Source organism: Lacrimispora sinapis, assembly GCF_043633585.1.
Classification (GTDB): Bacteria; Bacillota; Clostridia; order Lachnospirales; family Lachnospiraceae; genus Lacrimispora; species Lacrimispora sinapis.
In genome coordinates this window covers 2395053-2417992 of sequence record NZ_CP141832.1, presented here as the reverse complement: position 1 = coordinate 2417992, position 22940 = coordinate 2395053, and the positions used below count along the sequence as shown (strand labels likewise).

The following is a 22940-nucleotide window of genomic DNA, read 5'->3' as shown; positions in this document are numbered from 1 at the left end:
CATATAATAAGTTATAATATAAAGGAGGTGTGGAAAATGGATGAATATAACTGGGATTCTTCGGGATATGAAACTGCAGGCAATGTAGAAGAATATAATAGTTACGATTCAAACAATAGCTATGATGCATACGGTGGTTACGATCCAAACAGCAGTTACGATCCAAACTGTAGTTACGATCCATACGGTGGCTATGATCCAAACAGTAGTTACGATCCGTACGGTGGTTACGATCCAAACAGTGGTTATGATCCAAACTATGATCAATACAACAGCGTGGAAGGATGCAATAATTGGGAAAGCCTTTTACAGAATCGTAATTGCAATGAATGGAATGATTCTATTTGTTGTCTTTTGAAAAAGGCTTACTGTACCGGTTATAAGCGGGGCTGCTGCCGTGCTTCTGGCTGCCGATGCAGACGTTTTTGATTTACTGATCCCCATGGAACGCATACACCAGGATTTTATTATGATGTGGAAAAGACTTAACAGATAAAATTCAAGGCGGGGATCGTTGTTTTGCCCCGCCCTTAAAAAGTTTGGTTTCTATGGAAAAAGAATGCGGGATTTATTTATAATATTTCTCAAACCATTTGGGCGTTCTTAGGTTTGCCTGTGGTTCTTTCTTTTCTGATGGTATAAAAAATCCGCACCCCGGACTGCTGAGTTTGCAGTTCTTTTTTTCTTTCACGTAGTACTGGCATTTGTTTAATTCCGGCTCAAGGTCACAGGTTCCCATGATTGACACACCTCCTGAGATTATTATACAAACTTATGTTCGGGAAATCAAAGGAAATATATGGAGCAATCATTTGTAGATTTACATAATTACATAAGCCTGATATAATATCGGTTACAGAATGATTATGACATAAAATACCAAACCGCAGCGTGAAAAGATGAGCACTGTTACACAGTTGAAATAAATGGAGGAAATCATGGAGGAGCTTGGAAATCAGGAAAAGTCCTATATGAAAGTGATCAATTATATTAAAAAGCAGATCCATCTCGGAGAATTAAGCATAGGCGGAAAGCTTCCTGCAGAACGGGAACTATCAGAGATACTGGGGATCAGCCGAAATTCTGTAAGAGAAGCGATAAGGACTCTGGATAATATGGGGATTCTTGAAAGCCAGCATGGAGCCGGTAATTTTCTGACCGGTAAATTTGAAAACAGCTTAAAGGAATCCCTTACCATGCTGTTTCTGCTTAACCAGATTGATTATAATCAGATCAGCCAGCTGCGCAGGGCATTGGAGCTGGAAGCATTGCTGCTGGCCATTGACAATATCAGTGACGAAGAGATAGATTCCCTCAGCCATTTGATTTCCCAGCTGGAAAAAGGGACGGAAGAGAACAATGTGATTTTGGACAAGAAGCTGCATTATACCATAGCTCTGGCATCAAAAAATACGTTGATCGTCAGTATTCTGCAGGCACTTTCCGAGGTTCTTGACCGGTTTATCATTGATTTGAGACGAGAGATTTTAAGCCAGGAGGACAGCAAAAAAGGATTGATGGAGGTCCACAATAAGATGATAAAAAGTTTGATGACCAAGGATAAGAAGCTGGCGTATGAGGCCATCAACAAGCACTTTGATATTATTGATGAAAAACTGAGAGGAAAAGAGGTGAGTAAAAACATACAAAAGCCATGATAAATAAAAGACATTGATTGACATAGGAAATAAATGGATTTATAATGGAGTCAAAAGTGGTACTACCATTTTGGGCTGATGGTAAAAAAGCTGCGAAACTGGATTTTGCAGCAATTGTTTTACTAAAAGTGGTACTACCAATTTAAAGTTAAGTTTCCTAAAACAACAGGTATGGTATCCATACCGTTATCCCAAACGGGGAAGAAAGGAAGTCATGACATGAATATTTTAGTATGCTTGAAGCAGGTGCCGGACAGCAATAAGGTGGAAGTGGATCCGGTCACAGGAGTATTAAAGAGAAATGGTGTGGAATCCAAGATGAATCCATACGATTTGTTTGCTCTTGAAACGGCTCTGAGAATCAGGGAAACATGCGGAGGAACCATTACCGCTTTAACCATGGGTCCCGGTCAGGCGGCGGGAGTCATTCGGGAAGCGTATGCCATGGGCGTCGACGAAGGAGTTCTGATCTCTGACCGGAAATTCGGAGGTGCGGATGTTCTTGCAACCAGCTATACCATTTCTCAGGGAATCAAAAAGTCAGGGAAATTTGATTTGATCCTCTGTGGAAAGCAGACAACCGATGGGGATACTGCCCAGGTGGGACCGGAAGTGGCGGAATGGCTTCAGCTGCCCAGCCTCTCCAACGTTTCAAAAATCGTAGAAATGAAAGCCCATTCCCTTGTTGTGGAAATGGATATGACTCATGACCTGGAAGTGGCGGAAATCAAATATCCCTGTCTGCTGTCCGTGGATAAAGATATTTTTGTTCCCAGACTTCCCTCTTACATAAAAAAGCAGGAGACAAAAGACCGGGAAATCAAAGTGTTCTCTTTGGAAGATATGGAAGACCGGGATGAAAAGCATTACGGTTTAAACGGTTCCCCAACTCAGGTAGAGCGGATTTTTCCGCCTCAGTCCAATACGCAGAGAGAGACCTGGAGCGGAGACGGCAAAGAGCTGGCCGATCGGCTGTATCATAAACTGAAAGAATTGAAATTCGCCTGAGGAGGTAGAGAAAATGGGGAAATTAGTCATCAATCAGGATAAGGTAGGCAATATAGAAGAACTTATCGGAATCTGTCCTTTTGGAGCCCTGGAGGAAAAGGATCATCTCCTTCAAATCAATGCAGCCTGTAAGATGTGCAAACTGTGCGTAAAAAAAGGACCAAAAGGAGCGGTAGAGTATATCGAAGAAGAGGTTGAATCCATAGATAAGGATTTGTGGAAGGGGATTGCCGTGTATGTGGATCATATTGACGGAGTGATCCATCCGGTCACCTTTGAACTTCTTGGCAAGGCCAGAGAACTGGCTGAAAAGATTCATCACCCCGTCTATGCGGTCATGATGGGGCATGAGATTAAGTCCCAGTGTGAGGAGCTTCTCCATTATGATGTGGATAAAGTATTTGCATATGATGAGCAGGAACTGGACCGTTTTAAAATGGAACCTTATACCAATGCTTTTGAAGATTTTGTAAAGAAAAGAAAACCCTGTGCCATTTTAATGGGAGCCACTCCCGTTGGCAGACAGCTTGCCCCCAGACTGGCGGCCAGAGTAAAGACCGGGCTGACTGCAGACTGTACCATTCTGGATATCAATGAAAATACCGATCTGGTCCAGATAAGACCAGCATTTGGCGGAAATATCATGGCTCAGATTTTAACGCCCAATCACAGACCTCAGATGGCAACCGTCCGCTATAAGGTTATGGATGCACCAGAAAGATCTGAAACCATTCATGGCCAGATTATTTCCTGTAAGGTCGGTTCCGGGAAATTAGAAAGCCAGGTATCTGTGCTTGACATTATTCCCAAAGAGAAGGAACAATCCATTGAAGGAGCAGAGGTTTTAGTCGTAGCCGGAAGGGGTGTGAAGAAGGAAGAGGATCTGGGGATGTTAAAAGAGCTTGCCGGCTTATTGGGAGGACAGCTTGCATGTACCAGGCCCCTCGTGGAGGCTGGCTGGCTGGATGCCAAATGCCAGGTCGGGTTAAGCGGGCGTACCGTAAGGCCAAAGCTGATCATTGCCTGCGGCGTATCCGGTGCCGTCCAGTTTACTGCCGGCATGAACAATTCTGACCAGATCATTGCCATCAATAAGGATGAAAATGCTCCTATCTTCAAGACCGCTCATTACTGTCTGGTGGGAGATTTGTATGATATCATCCCTGGCTTGCTTCATCAGATCAAGGAAGGAAAGCGGATAAGTGCATAAGCCGCGGTTACAAAATACCGGATGCACCCTCCGGAACAAACCGTTCCATTCGTGGGAACGGACGAAACGGAATCAGTTTAATAAGTGGGCGAAAGCGCGCAGATAGGAGTTAATATGGAATATAAAAAGCTGGATACAGAGGATATCAATTACATAGAACGTTTGATCGGGGATCAGGAACGGATTTTATATGGAACGGAAATCAACGAAGAATACAGCCATGATGAATTAAGTGACACAGCCAGCTATCCTGATCTCGTGGTCAAGGTTACTTCCACCGAAGAAGTTTCTGCCATTATGAAATACGCATATGAAAAAAACATACCGGTGACCCCAAGAGGAGCCGGAACCGGTCTTGTGGGAGCTTCCGTTGCCATAGAGCATGGGATTATGCTGGATACCAGTTTGATGAACCATTTTCTGGAACTTGATGAAGATAACTTAACCTTGACCGTTGAGCCAGGAGTGCTTTTGATGGAGTTGGCGGCGTATGTGGAGGAACGAGGTTTCTTCTATCCCCCGGACCCGGGAGAGAAATCGGCTACCATAGGCGGGAACATCAGTACCAATGCCGGAGGAATGAGGGCTGTAAAATATGGTGTCACCAGAGATTACGTGAGAGGCTTAGAAGTGGTGCTGCCCGATGGCAGGGTCGTAGAATTCGGCGGAAAGATTGTAAAAAACAGTACGGGATATGCCCTGAAGGATTTGATCATAGGGTCGGAAGGAACATTGGGGATCATTACAAAAGCGACCCTTAAAATACTTCCGCTGCCGAAGAAAGCAATCAGCCTGCTGATCCCCTTTCCAACGCTTCAAAAGGCCATTGGTACGGTTCCGCTCATCATTAAGTCCAGAGCCATCCCCACAGCCATTGAATTTATGCAGAGGGAAGTTATCATAGATGCTGAAAAATATTTGGGCAAAAAGTTTCCCGACAGCCGTGCGGATGCTTATCTGCTTCTGAAATTCGATGGAAATTCCACGGAAGAGATTGAAAAGGATTACGAATGTGTGGCCCGCATCTGCCTGGAACAGGGTGCAGTGGATATTCTGATCTCCGATACCAATGAGCGGGAAGAATCCATCTGGAAGGCCCGTGGAGCGTTCCTTGAAGCCATCAAAGGTTCTACCACTTATATGGATGAGGTGGACGTAGTGGTTCCCAGAAGCTCTGTCAATGAAATGGTGGAGTATATCCACGATCTATACAAGGAAGTAAATGTCAGAATCAAAAGCTTTGGCCATGCAGGAGACGGCAATCTCCATGCCTACATACTGAAAGATGATTTAAGTGAACAGGAGTGGGAGGAAAAAATGAAAGCAGCCATGGATAGAATCTATGGAAAAGCGAGGGAATTAAAGGGCCAGGTATCCGGGGAGCACGGCATCGGTTATGCCAAGAAATCTTACTTAATGGAATCCCTGGATCCGGCAGCTGTTGAAATCATGAAAGGGATCAAACAGGCATTTGATCCGAAAAACATTTTAAATCCACATAAGGTATGCCAGTTGTAAAGAAAAATGGGGCGTTGCTCCTGAGGTGAAATTCTTTTGATTTCATTTCAGGAGCAGCGCCCTTTTTTCACCGCAGCGTTATTTATCAAGCGGCTGTTTTGACATTTTTAAAAGCAAAGCGCCCATTAACATCACGATCAGAAAGACGATGAGAAAAGCAACTACTGCCATCCCGTGGGCATACCAGGCGGCAATGATCATAAAAATGCAGCCTGCAAGGGAAAGGCAGGGCATCAGAATACGGTTGAAAACGTTAAGCTCTTTTCCTTTTACCATGAACATAAGAAAAATAGGAATGTACAGCGCATAAGTGGTGACGATCGGCAGTTCGGAAGAATCAAAGCTGAAGAATCCAAACCAGTTGGTGGTCAAATTGGCTCCGTAAAAATACAGCAGCCAGACGCCGCAGAGGAACAATCCTAAAATGGCAGAATTGACCGGCATATTGGTGACTGGGTCCACCTGGCTGAAGATTTTGGGCTTGGGGCCAAGGCCTCTTGCCGCAAGGGAAAAGATTCCGCGGGTACAGCCCAGCATCAATCCGTTTAAAGTACCGAGACAGGAGATGATGACGAAGACAAACAGCAGGGTACCACCTGCGGAGGAGAAGATCGTCTGGAATGCCAGCCTGGCACCCTCCTCGCCTCCTGCCATCATCACTTCATTTTTAATGGTTCCGGCTAAACCAATATAATACAGGATATAAACGGACATGGTAATAAAAGTACCTGCAATCAAAGCAAGAGGAAGGTTCTTTTTGGCATTTTTAAGCTCTGCATTGATGCTGGTGGCAATGATCCACCCCTCATAAGCAAAACTTGCGGCCACAATGGCGGTAAAAAGTCCATGGGAGGAACTTTTGGTTACCTCATGCGTAAAATTATATGCGGTCATTCCGTTGTGAAGACCGGTAATGGTTCCGAACACTGCCATTAAAAAGAGGGGAATCAGCTTGATGATGGTAGTACTCACCTGGAATTTTCCTGCTAAAACAGGAGATAAGGCGTTCAGTGTAAAGCTGGAGACCAGGTACAGGCATGCAATGGTCATACATTCTCCTCCCGTTATGGAAAATCCCAATATGACGCAGGTGTAACGAGCAGAGACCCATGCGAGGACTGATGTAATTGTAGGATAATAAATGATTGCCATAAACCAGCCAACATAATAAGCATAGGTTTTGCCCATGGCAGCTTCCGCGTAATCCACCACGCCATTGACGTATTGATATTTGGTAGCCATAACGGAAAAGGTATAGGCACAGGAAATCATGATGATACCGCCGATCACCCATGCCAGAATCCCCTGCTTTAAATTGCCTCCGGTTGCGGTTAAGATCTTTTCCGCCTTAAAAAAGACACCGCTTCCAATGACGATGCCGACTACCATTGCAATGGCTGTAATAAGTCCATATTTTTTTTCTAATTTTGGTTCCATAGTTCATCCATTTCTATTTTTTCAATAGAGTTCCTTTGTTTTATTGTTCTCTCATTTTATAAAAATAATTATCAAAAAAATAGGGATCTCCTTATGATACTTATTTTTCTGACAGAACTTCCTATTATTTTAGCACAAAATCTCTTCTGGTTCAGCATAATTCCCCCTTTTTTAATAACTTTTTATCAGTAGCCGGTCTCCTCCGTCTGTCGGACATGGCAAGCGTCTGTTTTATGGGAGTGAATGTGTTTGGTGAATCAGTCTCTATACGGGCAGGATGGCATGAAGCTCCGCGATAAATTTTTCAAAGCTGTCAGAGGATATGAGCCGCTGCTGTAATTTTGAATTGTTGACGATTTCAATCATGCTGTCATAAAGGTGTACCAGATCCTTCTGCATTTCCTGGTTGATGGCCAGCAGGAAGACGATTTGCACCGTCTCTTCCTGTCCGCACTCATCACGGTTCCAGACCAGGGGCTTTTCAAGAATGGCCACAGCCACCTTTGTATTCCTGGCGCATAGGCTCATGGGGTGGGCCAAAGCGAACAGTTCGTTCATATTCGTTCTTCCCAGTTTTTCACGCTCCAGCACAGAATCTATAAAGTCAGTCTCAACGAACCCTTTCTCCTTCAGCCTCCGGCAAAGCATGGTAAGAAGCTCTTCTTTGCCTGAAACATGGTGCAGCCGGAAAAACAGATCCTCTTCAAAGAAGCCTGATTTTTTTTCTTTCTCCGCCGCATCAATGGCAGTAAAAAACCTGGCGATGGATTCAATATCTTTGTTCTTCAAGGCAAAGTCCACGGTGATGCTGGGAAGCCTTTCGTCATTTAGAGGACTTGTAGATATGGTACAGTCTGCCTCCTTTAAGCTTTCTTCGCACAGATCCATGTATTCATTGCAGGATAGGGTTCTGACAATGTTGATCTGTCCATCAAAATACATGCCCAGTCTGGTTTCCAGCATGCGCAGAGCTGCCAGGCCGTTGCCGCAGACGAGAAACACCTTCTTCTTTTTTAATCCTTTGGAGAAAAATACTTCTATGGCCGCACAGACGTGCACTGCCACATAGCCCACATCCTCCTCATTCAGTGTAAAGGGAGGGGTATCAAAGACCTGGGTAAAGGCGGTTAAGGAGATCTCAAAGGCCAGAGAGTAGTTGTTCTTGATCGTGTTCAGCAGAGGATTGCGGATATTCAGCCCAAAGGATTTGCTGATAAAGATGGATTTCATGTGCCGGAAAAGATTGGACAGCAGTGCCTTATCCGCCCGTAAATCAAAATTATAGTTCTTGTATATGATCTCCAGTGCTTCTCCGATGGAGCGTCTGAGCCATTCATCATCAATCTCTGTGGCCTCCATATGGGTGTTGGTCACCATGTGAAGATACATATATAATTTCTCCCCTTTGGATATGGCAATGCCATAATGGGCTTCAATTTCCCCGCATAGGGAGTTGATAATGGCCATGATAGAGCAGTCTGTCTCAATGCTTTCCACGGTTATATAGTGATTGCTTTTGACCCTGGTGATCAGGAGAGCCAGATGAATGATGAGGTTTTTTAAATTGTAATCGCTTATATCAATGCTGCGTTTTTTCAACTCATCCAGGGTGACTTTTTTGAGATAATCCAGATCCACTTCAGGAAATAACAGACGTTCCTCTTTTGCAAATCCTGTAAGGTAGCTGTCATTATCCGATGTAATCACACGCTCCATGATGCATCTGCGTTTGTCTTTCTCCGAACCGATGACTTTTATGCCTAAATTGGGCTTTGAAATATACTCCAAACCATATTTATCCAGAATTCGTTTGAGGGTTCGGATATAATTGCTGAGCGTATTTTTTGAGATAAACACAGTATCCATGATCTGTTCCAGGGGAATGTAGTCTGATGCGAATAAAAGCATACTGAGGATATATCTGATCCGGTCCTCTGAGGAGTCAAGCTCCATGGATTCTGCCAATGCAGCCTCCATACGCTCTTGAAAATGTTCATATGCCGGAGGATCCGTAATTTCAACATAGTAGCCGAATTTCCGTTTCAGCTTTACCCTTGCCCCGTGACCATTTAAAATGCCGTTGATTTCCTGGATATCGCCCCGTATGGTACGGTCGGTGACATGAAACTTATCAGCCAACCGGTCCGGTGAAACATAATCATGCTTTTTTATATCATTGAATATGTCATTTAATCTTCCGTATGGAAACATTCATCACTTACCTCCTAACCTCTGTTTGGGTCATATCCCGACTTTGTCTGTTCTGGTTTTTCTTTCTATTATAGTGGATTCCTCCCATAAAATACAGCTCATCCATTTCCACTTTCAAACGGAAATCCCATCAATTGAAATATAGAGCTGCTGAGATTATAGTAGTGACAGAAAGAAACGGGGAGGGCTGCTGAAAGGAGGTTAAGAATGCTTAAGAAAGAGTACTTATTTTTTGATGTTGACGTTACGACCAAGGCTGAGACCTTGAAATTCATCAGCCGCAAAGCTCTGGAGCTGGGGCTTACGGATAACGAGAAAGGACTGAACGAGGATTTTCTGAAACGGGAAGGCGAATTTTCTACCGGTCTCCAGGACGGATTTGCCATTCCTCATGCCAAATCAAGCTTCGCCAAAAGGATGGGGGTCTTCTATGTGCGGTGCAGACATGGGATTCCGGAGTGGGGGACCATGGATGAGAAGGAAGTGACGGATCTGTTTGCATTGATTGTACCAAAGGAAAACGCAGACAATAAGCATCTGATGATGATCTCAAGGCTGGCTACCGGCCTTTTGGAGGAAGAGTTCAAGGAGACAGTGAAGAAAACTTCCGACAAGGAGCAGCTGCTCCGTTATTTGAAAGAAAATATAATGATTGAGGAGGACAGTTAAAATGAAAATTGTAGGAGTTTCCGCTTGTCCGGCAGGGCTGGCACACACCCCCATGGCTGCCAAAGCACTGGAAAAAGCAGGGATAGGTCTGGGGTATGACATTAAGATCGAGCAGCAGGGCAGTATGGGTCAGATCAATGCCATTACGGCTGAGGAAGCCAGGGAGGCTGATTTGATCATCATCGCTTCCGACCAGAAAGTTACTGGTATGGAGCGTTTTGCAGGGAAAAAGGTCATACGTGTAGATATCAATATCTGCATCAAGGCACCGGAGGCAGTGCTCAAAAAATGTGTGGCGGCAGTGAGGGGATAAGAAGGATTTAAGAGAGCAGAAGAAGGATATTGAAAAAAGGAGAAATAAGACTATGAGACAATTTCTGAAAGAGGCAAAGGGGCATCTGATGACAGGCATCGGCTATATGCTTCCTCTTATCATCGGTGCGTCACTTGTCGTGGCAATCCCAAAAATCATCGCCTTGTGCATGGGAATCCCATCACTGGATCCATACGCAGACGGAACGGGATTTTTACATACGTTGAAATTGATTGAAAATGTAGGCTGGGCAGGGGTTGGCTTAATCAACACCGTTCTTGCAGGATTTATTGCTTACAGCATTGCGGACAAGCCCGCCATTGGAGCAGGCTTTATCGGCGGTGCTCTGGCCACCTCCACCCAGGCCGGCTTTTTAGGAGCCGTAATCGCTGCATTTATCGCCGGTTACACGGTAAAGTGGGGCAAGGAACACATTCACCTTCCGGAATCCATGGGGAATGTGATGCCTCTTGTGATCCTTCCGTTCCTGGCTACAGGCAGCGTTGCTATCATTATGGGGGCTGTTTTGGCAGATCCGCTGTCAGCAATTAACGGAGCGCTTGTAAGCTGGCTGAGGGACATGAGTACCAGCGGTACCTCACAGCTTGTAATGGCCATTCTTTTGGGAGCGATGGTTGCCTCCGATATGGGCGGTCCGATCAACAAATCCGCCTGGATGGCAGGCAATGTATTGTTAGCTGAAGGTGTTTTCCAGGCAAACGTATTTATCAACTGTGCCATCTGTATTCCCCCTCTGGCGTATGCGATCGCAACAGTAATGAGAAAGGACCGCTTCTCCGCCGCTTTTCGTGAGACCGGAAAAAGTAACTGGGTCATGGGCTTCATTGGCATCACGGAAGGCGCGATCCCTTTCACCCTTGTAAAACCCCAGATACTGATCCCTGTCAATATGCTTGGCGGCGCAATCGGAGCTGCTATTTGCAGTCTTTTAGGCGCCAAGGGGGACATCCCTCCGGTAGGCGGTATCTACGGTTTTGTTTCCATTACAAATGGCTGGGCATACCTGGTGGGGATTGGGGCAGGTGCTCTCGTGATTGCAGGGCTATCCACGGCATTGGTTGACTTTCGACAGGACACAGCCAATGCTTCGGAGGAAGTGAATGTGGACGAGATCCAGATATCCTTTGAGGATATAAAATAGCTCCTGGTCCTTGTATAGCAATGAGAGGAGAATTTATTATGATGCAGAAAATACACGTGGTGCCCCATTCCCATTGGGACAGGGAGTGGTATTTCACCACCTCCAGGTCAAAGGTCTATCTGATGAAGGATCTAAAGGATGTGCTGGTTACTTTGGAGGCAGACCCGGACTTTAAATACTTTATGCTCGACGGACAGGCTTCCCTTTTGGAGGACTATATCAAATGGCAGCCTCAGGATAAAGAGCGGATCACCAGGCTGGTAAAAGAGGGGCGGCTGATCGTGGGTCCCTGGTACACCCAGACTGATCAACTGGTCATTTCCGCCGAAAGCATTGTCAGAAATTTATATTATGGGATAAAATGCTGTGAGGAGTTCGGCGGCTATATGAAGGTGGGGTACGTTCCGGATTCCTTTGGTCAGGCTGGAAATATGCCCCAGATCTACCGGGAATTTGGCATAGAGGATACCTTGTTCTGGCGTGGAGTCAGCGATGATATGGTAAATCATACGGATTTTAACTGGAGAGGAGACGACGGCAGCCTGGTCTTTGCCACACAGATTCCCTTCGGCTATTATATCGGCGGAAGCATACCGGAGAATCCGGAGCAAAGTGAGATATTTTGGCAGAAGGAGTGCATTGAGAAGGCGGGGAAGAGAAGCAGCACAAAAAACATCTACTTTCCCAATGGCTTTGACCAGGCACCTATCCGTACCAATCTCCCTGAGCTGATCAAGGAGAGGAACGAAAAAGATCCTGAAAGAGAATATGTCATAAGCTGTATTGAGGATTATATCCGGGATGTGAAGCAGGAAGAACCTGACTTGGAGGAGGTTTCCGGAGAACTGGTGATCGCAAAGCATATGCGGATCCACAAGTCTATCTTTTCCTCGCGGTCTGATTTGAAGGTGCTCAATACCCAGGTTCAGAATTACGTGACTAATGTATTGGAGCCGCTGCTCACATTGTCAGACCAACTGGGAAATGAGTATCCCCGCAAGGCCGTGGAGGAGGTGTGGAAGCTACTCTTTGAAAATGCTGCCCACGATTCCATAGGCTCTTGTATGTCCGATACGGCCAACGAGGATGTTTTCATGCGCTATAAGCAGGCCAGGGATATTTCCGTCAATCTGGCAGAGCTTCATACACGGCTGATTGCTGCCGGCATAGAGAAGCGTGGGGATATGTCCATTACCATGATCAACACCCTTCCCCAGAAACGGGACGGAGTAGTGCTGGCAAAGATCTATGTTCCGGGAGAAGATTTTGCGATACTGGATGAAGAGGGAACGACGCTTCCTTATACCCTTGTATCGTCCAGAGATTTAACCGACTATGTTCTTTCTCAGACGATCCGCCTGGATCCCTCCAGAAGCTTCTATGTTCCTGAACGGGTGCTGGAAGCAGTGATAGCCATTAAAACCTCAGAGCTTCCGGCTCTGGGATATGCCCGGTACAGTCTTGAAAGAACCGTCACCAGCGCTTGTCCCATGATGAAACAAGACACCCTGGAAAATGAATATTACTTTATTTCAGTGGCCGCAAACGGTTCCCTCACCATTTTGGATAAGGAGAGCAGGATATGCTATGAGAATCAGGCGGTGCTGGTGGAAAATGGAGATGACGGTGACAGCTTTAATTATTCTCCTCCAAGACAGGATATGGAGATATTTTCCACGGATGGACCCTTTGAGGCTTTCCTGGAGAGCAGCGGCATCTATGGAAGGGCGATCATCACCTATCACATGAAGGTGCCGGCAGATTTAGAGTCCAGAAGCAAAAAGGTGGCTGACACCATTCTCCCGGTTACGATGACCGTAGGCTTAAAGCAGGGAGAAAAAGTCATTGATTTTAATGTTCATGTGGATAACAAAGGTCTTTCCCATCGTCTCTGCGTGATTTTCGACAGCCTGCTTATCCGTAGTTTTAACTATGCAGATCAACAGTTTGGCCTGATTAAGAGAAAAAACCATTACAAAGAGGAAATGGATCTGTATCTGGAGAGTCAGAAGGAAAGCTCAGGTACGAAAGCAGGCGTTCAAGAGCTTGCCAACTGGGCAAACAACCCGTCTTCCTGGCAGGAGCCGCCTATTCCCATTGAACCCGCACAATCCTATGTTTCCCTCACGGACGGGAATCGGGGAATTGCTGTGATTCCCCAGGGGGTGAGAGAATATGAAGTCCTGGAGGATCGGAAAATACGCCTTACTCTGTTCCGCACTTACGGTTTCATGGGGAAGGAGAATCTGCTCTACCGGCCGGGAAGGGCCAGTGGTGAGCGCATCATAGAGACTCCCGATGCCCAGCTTTTAAAGAAAATGGATTTCTCCTTTGGATTCACCATTTACAATTCCCATATCAATGGTTCCAATATTGACATTTTGGCGAAAGCTTATAATACGCCGGTCCAGGTCTACGCCTATGGAGAATTTTTAAATGGCAGGCTTATTTTTTCCCAAAGGGAGCCAGAAGGCAGAAAGCCTGCGGTTGGTTCCCTGTTTGAAACAGAAGGCCGGCTTGTAGTTTCTGCCATAAAAAAGGCAGAGAATGAGGAAGGGATCATTATCCGGCTATTTAATGGCAAGGATCATGAAACTCTGGGGGATGAAATAAGGTTTAACTATGATATTACGGAGGCTTACTATACAAATCTTCTGGAGGAAAAGAAAGAGAGCATCGAGATTCACAATAACACCATAAAGGTAAAGGAACTTTCCCACTGTAAATTTGTAACGATCTATGTAAAATAACACAACTTTTTAACATTTGTAAGTCATAGCCTTGCTGCTGGATCAAACGCATCAAGGCTATTTACGTTTCACCCGAAATCATCCTGAATCTCTGAAAGAACGACTCATCGGTCAAAGCGATTCCATGAAATGTCTGGATTGTTTATATAACAGAGAAACTTTGTTAAAAAAATGATAAATATCTCCTGCATTGTCGGAAAAACATAAACTGTAACCGGTTGTAAGCCGATAAAACAACAAGGCTTACAGATATCTATGGATTATGGTATCAAAATATTGGTATCAGTGAATTTAAGTCCATAGGAATAAGCCTTATCTGAAAATGAAGAGATTACAGGAGGCAGAGTTTGAAAAAGAGAAAAGGCAGAATGTTTTTCGTCGTAAGTGTGTTAATTAATTTATTTATTTTTTGTTTAGGGGGAGAAAGGGTAGAAGCAGCTTCCTCCTATTACGTTTCTGTAACAGGCAATGACGCTACCGGAACCGGAACCCTGGCAAATCCATGGAAAACCATTCAAAAGGCAGCAGATTCCATGAAAGCCGGAGACACCTGTATCATACGAGGCGGTACCTACCGGGAAACCGTAACCATGAAAACCTCGGGAACTTCTGCAAAGCCCATAAGCTTTCAGGCTTATAAAGGAGAGACCGTCACCGTTTCTGGTGCCGATCCGGTCACAGACTGGGTAAAAGATTCCGGTTCCATCTATTATGCATCCATGAATGGTTCCCTTGGAACCAAAGATCAGATATTTGTCAACAAACAAATGCAAATACAAGCGAGATGGCCCAATTCAGCCCAACAAAATCCCATGAATGCCACATTTGCCTCCGTTGATTCCGGTTCAGCTTCCATGATTCAAGATGAGAGTCTGACACAGAAAGCTGGATACTGGGTTGGCAAAACGGTATGGTGTGTTTCGGGAACAGGCTATAAATCTTACCAAAGCACCATTACAGGTTCAAATCCAGGCTCCATTACCTTTGATCCAATCGAGATTCCGGCCGCAGCCGGTAACAACTATTATATCACCGGTGATTTAAACGACCTTGACAGCCCAGGAGAATGGTATTATGACAGCCCCACCGACCGGCTTTATTTATGGGCACCTGGGGGAGAAAATCCCAATAACCTGACCGTAGAAGCAAAGAAGCGGACGTATGCATTTGATTTAAGCTCCCGTTCCTATATAAATATTACGGGAATTAACATTTTTGCTTCCAGCATTAAAATGGCTGGTTCTAATTCCTGTAAGGTTTCGGATTTAAAGGGAGAATACATCAGCCACGATTCGGATGTTACAAAGCAATACAGTACCGGGATATTTATGTCCGGAACCAATAATGAACTTAGAGACAGTACTTTGACCTACAGCTCCGGAAATCTGGTGAGCATACAGGGAACAGGGAATCAGTTGATTAATAATCTCATTCATGAAGCAGATTATTCGGCAGCAGATATCCCAGCCATCTATCTTCTGGGAGCAAACCATCTGATCAGTCATAATACGGTATATAATGCCGGACGGCATCTGATTTTTATGCCAACCCAAAACAGCCGGATACAGTATAATGATCTGTACAATGCAGGAAAGCTGACAAAGGACTGCGGAATCCTTTATGAATTTGCCTGGGATGGGCAGGGGACGGTCATTCATCACAATTATATCCATGATAATCTGGCAAAAAATTATTCCGGCACCGGTATTTATCTGGATAACGGAAGCAAGAATTATATCGTACATCACAATGTTGTTTGGGGAAATTATACAGGGATAAGATTGAATACTCCCAGTAATTTTAATCTGATCTATAACAATACCACCTACAATAACGGAAATATTGGATATTGGGGAAGTAAGTTTCAGTCAGATATGTATGGGGACAGAATCTTCAACAATATCTTTACGACCGCGTTTACCCTTCCAGGAACTCATATAGAAGGAAATAATATTACTTCTGGTACCGATCCCCTGTTTGAGAACCCTGCAGCAGGAGATTTCCGTTTGAAAGCTGCTTCTCCGGCGATTGATGCCGGGGTCGTGATCCCTGGAATCACCGGTGATTATGCCGGCTCGGGGCCGGATATTGGCGCATATGAGTACGGTGGGTCCAAGTGGACTCCCGGACATGATTTCTCTTTCCCGCCTGATCCGGTTTTTGAAGATGTGAGTGTCCTTTACATCAATAAGGTGAGGCAGTCCGACTTGGAGAAAGGAGTCATCTCCCCATGGGTGCCGACACATTCTAAAACAGCTGCCGGTGTATCTGCATCAAGAAGCGGTTCAAAAAGTGTCAGACTGGGAACCGGGGAAGATGGCATCAAGCAGACGGTCACAGGGCTGAGTCCGAATACCACCTATGTATGCACTGCCTGGGTCAAGGCAGACCCGGGAGAGCAGGTTGAAATTGGTGTAAACGGCTTTGGAGGTACCAAGGTATCACAAACATCGGACCGTACAGACTGGACGATGGTCCAAATCCCTTTTACTACGGGGGCCGGAGCCGTTAATGCTACCGTGTATGCTTACAAAAAGTCCGGGGCCGCATATGTGTATGTGGATGATTTCGGGGTGGCAGAGCAATAAAACCGATTGCAGTCAGGCAGGCATAGAAGAATAAAAAAAGATCAGGTCCCATGAAAACGGGATTCCTGATCTTTTTATTTTACTTTAAATTTTCTTTTTCCAACCCTAATATATGTTTCGTCCGTTTCAAACCTTACACGGAGCTGAGCCAATGCATAGGATCATAATGATTACCTCATATTAGATTAAAGGGGAAACTTCATGGAACAGCTTGCTTTTAGTCCATTCTGGGTCAGGTAGTCTGTGCCCCAGTAATACATGGCTTCCAGAATCGGGCGAATGCTATTTCCCAGCTCCGACAGGGAATACTCGACCTTTGGCGGAACCACAGGGTACACCGTCCGGTTGATTAAGTGGTCCTCTTCCAGTTCCCTAAGCTGCTGGGTCATCATTTTAGGGGTAGCCTGCGGAATAAGTTTACGCAATTCCCCGAATCGTAACGTGTTGTCGATCAGGTGCCATAAAATAAGAGCTTTATATTTTCCGCCGATCATATTTAAAGTAGTGTCAACCGGGCAATGATATTCAGAGCAGTTGCAATCCATAAATAAAAACCTCCTTTAGTATCTTTTTGGGTACTATATTACAATAAAGTGCATACTTGCAAATATCACAATAACTGTCATAATAATATCATGAGTTACAGAAAACTTCAAGGCAGATGTTAAAAAAAGGTGAGGTGGATCAAGATGACAAGTGAAATGTTAAATATAAGAGGCATGACATGTGCCGCCTGTGCGCAGAGGATTGAGAAGACTGTGCGTAAGCTTTCCGGAGTCAGCCAGGCTACGGTGAATCTGGCAAGTGAAAAGCTGTTTGTGGAATACGACAACGAAAGTCTGGATCTTTCTGCCATTAAAGGGGCAGTAACAAAAATCGGATATGAAGTCGCAGAGAAATCGGAAAATGCCCGTGTGACCATTCCCATCGGCGGAATGACCTGTGCCGCCTGTGCAAGAAGGGTAGAAAAAGCCATCGGCAAGCTGGAAGGAGTGGAAGAGACTTCTGTCAATTTCGCCACAGAAAAAGCCATGGTGACTTACGATCCCCAGACCGTTAGACTATCCGCAATCCGAGGTGCCATTGAAAAAGCGGGTTATCAGGCTTTGGAAGTGAATAAGGCGGATGCGGCAGACGAGGACCGGGAAAGAAAACAGCGGGAGATAAGGACCTTGTGGACCAAATTCATTGTATCTGCTGTATTTTCCATTCCCCTTCTTTATATTGCCATGGCGCCCATGATAAAGATCGTCCGCCTGCCGTTTCCCGCAGGACTCGATCCCATGCAGTTCCCTTTGGTTTATGCGCTGACCGAGCTGTTCTTAGTTATACCGGTTATTGGAGTGGGATATAAATTTTATACCATTGGGTTTAAGGCCCTGATTCAGAGAAGTCCCAATATGGATTCTCTCATTGCAGTGGGAACTACGGCAGCGGTTCTTTACAGTATTTATAACACCGTTCAGATCGCAACGGGTCACGTTATGGCGGTAGATTCGCTGTATTTTGAGACGGCAGGGGTTATCATAACTCTTATCTTACTTGGAAAATCCTTAGAAGCGGTATCCAAGGGAAGGACCAGCGAAGCCATTAAAAAACTTATGGGCCTGGCACCAAAGACTGCAACTGTACTGGTGGATGGCGCAGAAAAAGAGATTCCTATTGACGAAGTAGAAATCGGTGATATTATTTTAGTAAAGCCTGGAGAAAAGATCCCGGTGGATGGCAGCGTCATAAGCGGTCATACCGCCATTGACGAATCCATGCTGACCGGAGAGAGTATGCCGGTGGATAAAAAAGAGGGAGACCCGGTTTACGCAGCTTCCCTAAATACCACAGGAGCCTTGCAGTTCAAAGCAGAAAAAATCGGCAGCGAAACCGCACTGGCCCAGATCATCAAGCTGGTGGAAGACGCTCAGGGGTCCAAAGCCCCCATTGCCCAGCTGGCAGATATTGTTTCCGGATATTTCGTTCCGGTTGTATGCACCATTGCCCTGTTGTCCGGGATTGCCTGGTACTTTGGGACCGGCGGGGATTTGAAGTTTGCTCTTACCATATTTATATCCGTTCTGGTCATCGCGTGTCCCTGTGCACTGGGGCTTGCAACACCTACAGCGATTATGGTGGGAACCGGAAAGGGAGCGGAGAATGGAATCCTCATCAAAGGAGGAGAAGCACTTGAAACGGCCCATAAGATCACGACCATTGTATTTGATAAAACAGGTACCATTACCGAAGGGAAGCCAACCGTGACGGATGTGCTGACGGCAGATGGCATTTTAAAAGACCACTTGCTGCAGGTTTGTGCTTCTGCAGAAAGAGGATCTGAGCATCCGTTGGGGCAGGCCATTGTCCGCGGGGCAGAGGAAGCAGGACTTGAGATTCTTACTGCCAGTCAGTTTGAATCGTTGACCGGTCGTGGCATTGAAGCAACGATTAACGGAGAAGAGGTTCTTGCCGGAAACCGGAAGCTGATGGAGGAGAGAAACATTTCCTTAGCAGGAATGGAAGAAAGCTCCGACCGTCTGGCGGAAGAAGGAAAGACCCCTATGTATGTGGCCTTAAACGGACAGCTGGCCGGCATCGTCGCAGTTGCCGATGTGGTGAAGGAATCCAGCCGTGCGGCCATTGAAAGTCTGCATAAGATGGGCATAGAAGTGGCTATGATCACAGGAGATAATAAGAAAACTGCAGCTGCCATTGCAAAACAGGTGGGAATTGACCGGGTGCTGTCAGAAGTGCTTCCCCAGGATAAATCCAGCGAGGTAAAGAAGCTGCAGAGCGAAGGGAAAAAGGTTGCCATGGTAGGAGACGGGATCAACGATGCACCGGCTCTTGCCCAGGCAGATATCGGAATCGCCATCGGTTCCGGAACCGACGTTGCCATGGAATCGGCAGACATTGTTCTTATGCGGTCTGATTTAATGGATGTGCCGACGGCCATTGATTTGAGCAAGCAGACCATCAGGAACATCAAACAGAATCTTTTCTGGGCGTTCGGTTATAATGTGATCGGGATTCCCATTGCGGCAGGTCTTCTGCATTTACTCTTTAACGGTCCGCTTTTAAATCCGATTTTTGCAGCGGCAGCCATGAGTTTAAGCTCTGTTTCCGTACTGACCAATGCGCTGCGGCTAAAGAGATTCAAACCAATGACAGGAACGAGATAAAGACCTCGTCATTGTACCAAACAAGTAGGTTTTCTTTAAATAATATAAAATAATGGAGGTAATACAAATGTCAAAAACAATCATCAACGTAGAAGGTATGTCCTGTGAACATTGTGTAAAAGCAATTACGAATGCGGTAGGAGCCATCGAAGGTGTGTCCGGTGTGTCTGTGGATCTGGCAGCCAAGACCGTAGCAGTGGATCATGACCCGGAGAAAGCTCCTGTGGAAAAGTTAAAGTCTGAAATTGAAGATCAGGGCTACGACGTAGTGGAATAAGAAAACCGGGAACTGCCAGGGTGCAGTTCCCTTTTCCTGTTTATTTTGATGAGATTGAGGTGTGCGGATGGGAAGGAATTTAAAAAATGTACTGGTCGTCGATGACGAACCTAAAATACTGGAGGTAGTCTGCCGTCTTCTGGAGAGCAAAGGCTACCGCCCATTGCCGGCTGAAAACGGTAAAAAGGCTTTGGAAATATTTGATGCAGAAAATATCTCTCTGATACTTCTGGATCTTATGCTCCCGGACCTTTCCGGAGAAGAGGTGTGTACTGCCATCCGCAGAAAATCCCGTGTTCCAGTGATTATGCTGACCGCCAAGGTAGAGGAAAATGATGTGGTGGAGGGGTTTGGACTGGGAGCCGATGATTATGTGATCAAACCGTTCGGATTAAAAGAACTGTCTGCCCGCATCGAGGCAGTGCTCCGCCGCACCGAACGGGACTTAGTACCGCTGACCAGGTACAATTCCTGGAGAGACGGAGATCTGGTGGTGGATATTGAGAAAAATGAGGTCCGCAAAAAAGGAGCGGTGGTCACGCTGACACCAAGCGAGCGCAATATCCTGTCTGCCCTCATTAAATATCCGGGAAAGGTCTTTACCAGGGAAGAATTGATTGAGACAGCCCTTGATAAGGGCTTTGCAGGATATGACAGAGCCATTGACAGCCACATCAAAAACATAAGAAAAAAGGTGGAGGACGATCCCAAAGCTCCCGTATACATCCTTACCATTCCGGGACTTGGATACAAATTTGGGGGGTGACCGGAATGAAAAGTTTAAGAAAGCAGCTGTCACTGTCGATTTTTCTGGTGCTTTTTCTGACCATCTTTCTCATCGGTCTTCTCTCCAACTGGTTGATTAACCGGGAATTTGAAAAGTATATTACCCAGCTTGGGGTGGAGCGGAGAGAAAACCTGGTGGAAGAATTAAACGGCCAGTATGATGGCTTTAAGCGGAACTGGAAACTTGATTACGTTCACGCCATCGGTATGAATGCCTTATATGACGGCTATATCGTAAAACTGTATGATCTGGGCGGTAACGTGGTATGGGATGCGCAAAACCACGACATGAGTCTTTGCGGAAAGATCATGAATGAAATCTCGGTCCGTATGGAGGAGCGGGGATCAAAGGGTGGTTTTGTGGACCATACCTATGACCTGAGCCAGAATGGAAGAAAGACCGGAAGCGTATCCATTAAATACTATGGTCCGTTCTTTATGAATGAAGCAGATTTCGATTTTATCAATGTCATGAATAAGGTCCTTGGCTTCATAGGAATCCTGTCCGGCATCTGCTCTGTGGCGGTGGGCTGTTTCCTGGCCCGCAGGATTTCCCGGCCGGTTACAAAGACCGCCTACATTGCCAAACAAATTTCAGAAGGTAATTATAACATCCGGTTTGAACCTGGAACCAGGATCAAAGAACTTGATGACCTTGCAGCCGCCATCAATCAGCTTTCCGACGCTCTTGGCAGACAGGAAAACTTGCGGAAACAGCTGACGGCAGATGTGGCTCATGAGCTGCGGACTCCGCTGACCTCATTAAGCTCCCATTTGGAAGCCATGATGGAGGGGTTGTGGGACCCGACCCCCGAGCGGCTTTACAGCTGTTTTGAAGAGGTGAAACGGTTGGGAACCCTGGTAGCAGACTTAGAGCAGCTTGCGAGGATAGAAAGTGAAAATCTGACGTTAAAAAAATCCCGGATTGACCTGACCGGTCTTGTTAAAATTGTATCAGACACCATGAATGGGGAGATTCAGAAAAAGAACCATTCCTTTGAGATGGAAGGGAACCCGGTATTTGTGGAAGCCGATAAGGACCGGATCAGCCAGGTGGTTGCAAACCTTCTTTCCAACGCAGTAAAATACACTCCAAAAGGCGGCAGCATAAAGGTTCTGGTTTCTGAGACCCCTCAGTACGGAATCGTGAAGGTCCTTGACAACGGGATCGGTATCGAGGAAGAAGAATTGCCGCTTATCTTTGAACGCTTTTACCGGTCGGATAAATCCAGAGACCGAAGGACCGGAGGCGCAGGCATCGGTCTTGCCATTGTAAAATCCATTGTTGCGGCTCACGGGGGAACCGTCACCGCAGAACGTAGAAGAGAAGGAGGAAGCTGTTTTACCGTATCTCTTCCAAAAGGACCCGTTGTTCATTAGAATACAAATTGATCCGGGTCCCTCTTGCAAAACCTGCTAAAGTGATATTGAATTTATTGGCCATCTCAATGGCGGCATCCGTAGGGACCGAACGGGCCACCAGGATGGGGATTTTCGCTTTGATGATTTTTAATATCATATCGCTGGGAACCCTTCCGCTGGTGACGAGAATGGTATTTGATAAATCAATTCCATGTTTCATGGCATACCCCAGGACCTTATCCACCGCATTATGTCTCCCAATATCCTCCATAAGATATAATAAGCCCTGGCTGTCATATAATCCGCAGGAGTGGATTCCCCGGGTCAATTTGTAGATATCACTGCTTTTTTGAAATTCATTCATATAAGTAATAATTTTTGACAGTCTGATGGTAAAATGGGAGTCCAATGCCTTTAGATCTCCATCGTTCATAAGATAATAGGAGATAGAGTGCTGTTTTCCGCAGGCAGTAGTAACCGTTCGTATTCCTTCGGTTGCCCCGATTAAATCTTTAAACACATCGCTTGTCACTAATTCCACGTATGCTTTTCCTTCGTCTTCCGCGATCTCTATAGATTTTATCTCAGAGATCTCTTGAATAATCCCTTCCGTAAATAAATTCCCAAGAACTAATTCGTATAAATTTTTATGAGTACAGATGAGATTGACGTAACGAATGTGGTTCACATAGATGGATAACTTGTATTCCATAAGAATCTCCTGGTATTCTTCCGACTGTGTATCCGTGCTGCATAATAAAATCTTGTGTGTTTTACTGATATGGTTTGTCTCTGGCATAGAATTCCCCTTTTTTCGATGG

Annotated in this window: 19 protein-coding genes; 14 read left to right on the top strand and 5 right to left on the bottom strand. The window is 45.6% G+C overall.

Annotated features, from left to right (window positions below):
* Positions 1 to 36: 36 nt before the first annotated feature.
* Positions 37 to 429, top strand: coding sequence for a hypothetical protein (locus VIG27_RS11300; protein ID WP_394522625.1), 393 nt, complete (start codon positions 37 to 39; stop codon positions 427 to 429).
* Positions 430 to 568: 139 nt separating this feature from the next.
* On the opposite strand, the gene VIG27_RS11295 is transcribed toward VIG27_RS11300, so the two are convergent.
* A complete protein-coding gene (locus tag VIG27_RS11295) occupies positions 569 to 739 on the bottom strand; it encodes a hypothetical protein (protein WP_394522624.1) in 171 nt (56 codons plus the stop codon).
* 199 nt (positions 740 to 938) lie between these two features.
* Here VIG27_RS11295 and VIG27_RS11290 point away from each other — a divergent pair, with 199 nt between their 5' ends.
* The 4 genes from VIG27_RS11290 (at position 939) to VIG27_RS11275 (ending at position 5394) form a co-directional block, all read left to right on the top strand.
* Positions 939 to 1658: a FadR/GntR family transcriptional regulator gene (locus VIG27_RS11290; protein ID WP_394522622.1), complete on the top strand. Its 720-nt coding sequence runs from the start codon at positions 939 to 941 to the stop codon at positions 1656 to 1658.
* Positions 1659 to 1877: 219 nt separating this feature from the next.
* Positions 1878 to 2666: an electron transfer flavoprotein subunit beta/FixA family protein gene (locus VIG27_RS11285; protein ID WP_394522621.1), complete on the top strand. Its 789-nt coding sequence runs from the start codon at positions 1878 to 1880 to the stop codon at positions 2664 to 2666.
* Positions 2667 to 2679: 13 nt separating this feature from the next.
* Positions 2680 to 3876 (top strand): electron transfer flavoprotein subunit alpha, encoded by a 1197-nt coding sequence (locus VIG27_RS11280; protein WP_394522620.1) that lies wholly within the window; start codon positions 2680 to 2682, stop codon positions 3874 to 3876.
* Positions 3877 to 3990: 114 nt separating this feature from the next.
* Positions 3991 to 5394, top strand: coding sequence for an FAD-binding oxidoreductase (locus VIG27_RS11275; RefSeq protein ID WP_394522619.1), 1404 nt, complete (start codon positions 3991 to 3993; stop codon positions 5392 to 5394).
* A gap of 78 nt (positions 5395 to 5472) precedes the next feature.
* On the opposite strand, the gene VIG27_RS11270 is transcribed toward VIG27_RS11275, so the two are convergent.
* Both VIG27_RS11270 and VIG27_RS11265 read right to left on the bottom strand, forming a co-directional pair.
* On the bottom strand, positions 5473 to 6831 hold the full coding sequence (locus VIG27_RS11270; protein WP_394522618.1) for an APC family permease: 1359 nt from the start codon (positions 6829 to 6831) through the stop codon (positions 5473 to 5475).
* A gap of 264 nt (positions 6832 to 7095) precedes the next feature.
* Positions 7096 to 9042: a BglG family transcription antiterminator gene (locus tag VIG27_RS11265; RefSeq protein WP_394522617.1), complete on the bottom strand. Its 1947-nt coding sequence runs from the start codon at positions 9040 to 9042 to the stop codon at positions 7096 to 7098.
* Between the two features lie 207 nt (positions 9043 to 9249).
* Here VIG27_RS11265 and VIG27_RS11260 point away from each other — a divergent pair, with 207 nt between their 5' ends.
* The 5 genes from VIG27_RS11260 (at position 9250) to VIG27_RS11240 (ending at position 16524) form a co-directional block, all read left to right on the top strand.
* On the top strand, positions 9250 to 9711 hold the full coding sequence (locus VIG27_RS11260; RefSeq protein ID WP_394522616.1) for a PTS sugar transporter subunit IIA: 462 nt from the start codon (positions 9250 to 9252) through the stop codon (positions 9709 to 9711).
* Between the two features lies 1 nt (position 9712).
* Positions 9713 to 10024: a PTS fructose transporter subunit IIB gene (locus VIG27_RS11255; protein WP_394522615.1), complete on the top strand. Its 312-nt coding sequence runs from the start codon at positions 9713 to 9715 to the stop codon at positions 10022 to 10024.
* Positions 10025 to 10076: 52 nt separating this feature from the next.
* Positions 10077 to 11186: a PTS fructose transporter subunit IIC gene (locus VIG27_RS11250; protein ID WP_394522614.1), complete on the top strand. Its 1110-nt coding sequence runs from the start codon at positions 10077 to 10079 to the stop codon at positions 11184 to 11186.
* Between the two features lie 38 nt (positions 11187 to 11224).
* Positions 11225 to 13936 (top strand): glycoside hydrolase family 38 C-terminal domain-containing protein, encoded by a 2712-nt coding sequence (locus VIG27_RS11245; protein ID WP_394522611.1) that lies wholly within the window; start codon positions 11225 to 11227, stop codon positions 13934 to 13936.
* A gap of 347 nt (positions 13937 to 14283) precedes the next feature.
* On the top strand, positions 14284 to 16524 hold the full coding sequence (locus VIG27_RS11240) for a right-handed parallel beta-helix repeat-containing protein (protein WP_394522610.1): 2241 nt from the start codon (positions 14284 to 14286) through the stop codon (positions 16522 to 16524).
* 185 nt (positions 16525 to 16709) lie between these two features.
* Here the strand turns inward: VIG27_RS11240 and VIG27_RS11235 are convergent, their stop codons facing one another.
* Positions 16710 to 17069, bottom strand: a complete 360-nt coding sequence (locus VIG27_RS11235; RefSeq protein ID WP_394522609.1) for a winged helix-turn-helix transcriptional regulator — start codon at positions 17067 to 17069, stop codon at positions 16710 to 16712.
* Positions 17070 to 17213: 144 nt separating this feature from the next.
* Between VIG27_RS11235 and VIG27_RS11230 the strand changes: the two genes are divergently transcribed.
* The 4 genes from VIG27_RS11230 (at position 17214) to VIG27_RS11215 (ending at position 22137) form a co-directional block, all read left to right on the top strand.
* The gene (locus tag VIG27_RS11230) at positions 17214 to 19694 is read left to right on the top strand and encodes a heavy metal translocating P-type ATPase (RefSeq protein WP_394522608.1); all 2481 of its coding nucleotides are present in this window, start codon (positions 17214 to 17216) and stop codon (positions 19692 to 19694) included.
* Positions 19695 to 19761: 67 nt separating this feature from the next.
* Positions 19762 to 19971, top strand: coding sequence for a copper chaperone CopZ (gene copZ / locus VIG27_RS11225; RefSeq protein WP_394522607.1), 210 nt, complete (start codon positions 19762 to 19764; stop codon positions 19969 to 19971).
* A 67-nt stretch (positions 19972 to 20038) separates the two neighbouring features.
* A complete protein-coding gene (locus VIG27_RS11220; protein WP_394522606.1) occupies positions 20039 to 20737 on the top strand; it encodes a response regulator in 699 nt (232 codons plus the stop codon).
* A gap of 5 nt (positions 20738 to 20742) precedes the next feature.
* A complete protein-coding gene (locus tag VIG27_RS11215; RefSeq protein ID WP_394522605.1) occupies positions 20743 to 22137 on the top strand; it encodes an ATP-binding protein in 1395 nt (464 codons plus the stop codon).
* Here VIG27_RS11215 and fdhD read toward each other — a convergent pair.
* Positions 22100 to 22918, bottom strand: a complete 819-nt coding sequence (gene fdhD / locus VIG27_RS11210; RefSeq protein ID WP_394522604.1) for a formate dehydrogenase accessory sulfurtransferase FdhD — start codon at positions 22916 to 22918, stop codon at positions 22100 to 22102. The genes VIG27_RS11215 and fdhD overlap by 38 nt on opposite strands.
* Positions 22919 to 22940 lie beyond the last annotated feature (22 nt).

Excerpts from the sequence above, each read along its gene's own strand:
- VIG27_RS11300 (WP_394522625.1), top strand. The coding sequence starts at position 37 with ATGGATGAATATAACTGGGATTCTTCGGGATATGAAACTGCAGGCAAT.
- VIG27_RS11295 (WP_394522624.1), bottom strand. The coding sequence starts at position 739 with ATGGGAACCTGTGACCTTGAGCCGGAATTAAACAAATGCCAGTACTAC.
- VIG27_RS11290 (WP_394522622.1), top strand. The coding sequence starts at position 939 with ATGGAGGAGCTTGGAAATCAGGAAAAGTCCTATATGAAAGTGATCAAT.
- VIG27_RS11285 (WP_394522621.1), top strand. The coding sequence starts at position 1,878 with ATGAATATTTTAGTATGCTTGAAGCAGGTGCCGGACAGCAATAAGGTG.
- VIG27_RS11280 (WP_394522620.1), top strand. The coding sequence starts at position 2,680 with ATGGGGAAATTAGTCATCAATCAGGATAAGGTAGGCAATATAGAAGAA.
- VIG27_RS11275 (WP_394522619.1), top strand. The coding sequence starts at position 3,991 with ATGGAATATAAAAAGCTGGATACAGAGGATATCAATTACATAGAACGT.
- VIG27_RS11270 (WP_394522618.1), bottom strand. The coding sequence starts at position 6,831 with ATGGAACCAAAATTAGAAAAAAAATATGGACTTATTACAGCCATTGCA.
- VIG27_RS11265 (WP_394522617.1), bottom strand. The coding sequence starts at position 9,042 with ATGTTTCCATACGGAAGATTAAATGACATATTCAATGATATAAAAAAG.
- VIG27_RS11260 (WP_394522616.1), top strand. The coding sequence starts at position 9,250 with ATGCTTAAGAAAGAGTACTTATTTTTTGATGTTGACGTTACGACCAAG.
- VIG27_RS11255 (WP_394522615.1), top strand. The coding sequence starts at position 9,713 with ATGAAAATTGTAGGAGTTTCCGCTTGTCCGGCAGGGCTGGCACACACC.
- VIG27_RS11250 (WP_394522614.1), top strand. The coding sequence starts at position 10,077 with ATGAGACAATTTCTGAAAGAGGCAAAGGGGCATCTGATGACAGGCATC.
- VIG27_RS11245 (WP_394522611.1), top strand. The coding sequence starts at position 11,225 with ATGATGCAGAAAATACACGTGGTGCCCCATTCCCATTGGGACAGGGAG.
- VIG27_RS11235 (WP_394522609.1), bottom strand. The coding sequence starts at position 17,069 with ATGGATTGCAACTGCTCTGAATATCATTGCCCGGTTGACACTACTTTA.
- VIG27_RS11230 (WP_394522608.1), top strand. The coding sequence starts at position 17,214 with ATGACAAGTGAAATGTTAAATATAAGAGGCATGACATGTGCCGCCTGT.
- copZ (WP_394522607.1), top strand. The coding sequence starts at position 19,762 with ATGTCAAAAACAATCATCAACGTAGAAGGTATGTCCTGTGAACATTGT.
- VIG27_RS11220 (WP_394522606.1), top strand. The coding sequence starts at position 20,039 with ATGGGAAGGAATTTAAAAAATGTACTGGTCGTCGATGACGAACCTAAA.
- VIG27_RS11215 (WP_394522605.1), top strand. The coding sequence starts at position 20,743 with ATGAAAAGTTTAAGAAAGCAGCTGTCACTGTCGATTTTTCTGGTGCTT.
- fdhD (WP_394522604.1), bottom strand. The coding sequence starts at position 22,918 with ATGCCAGAGACAAACCATATCAGTAAAACACACAAGATTTTATTATGC.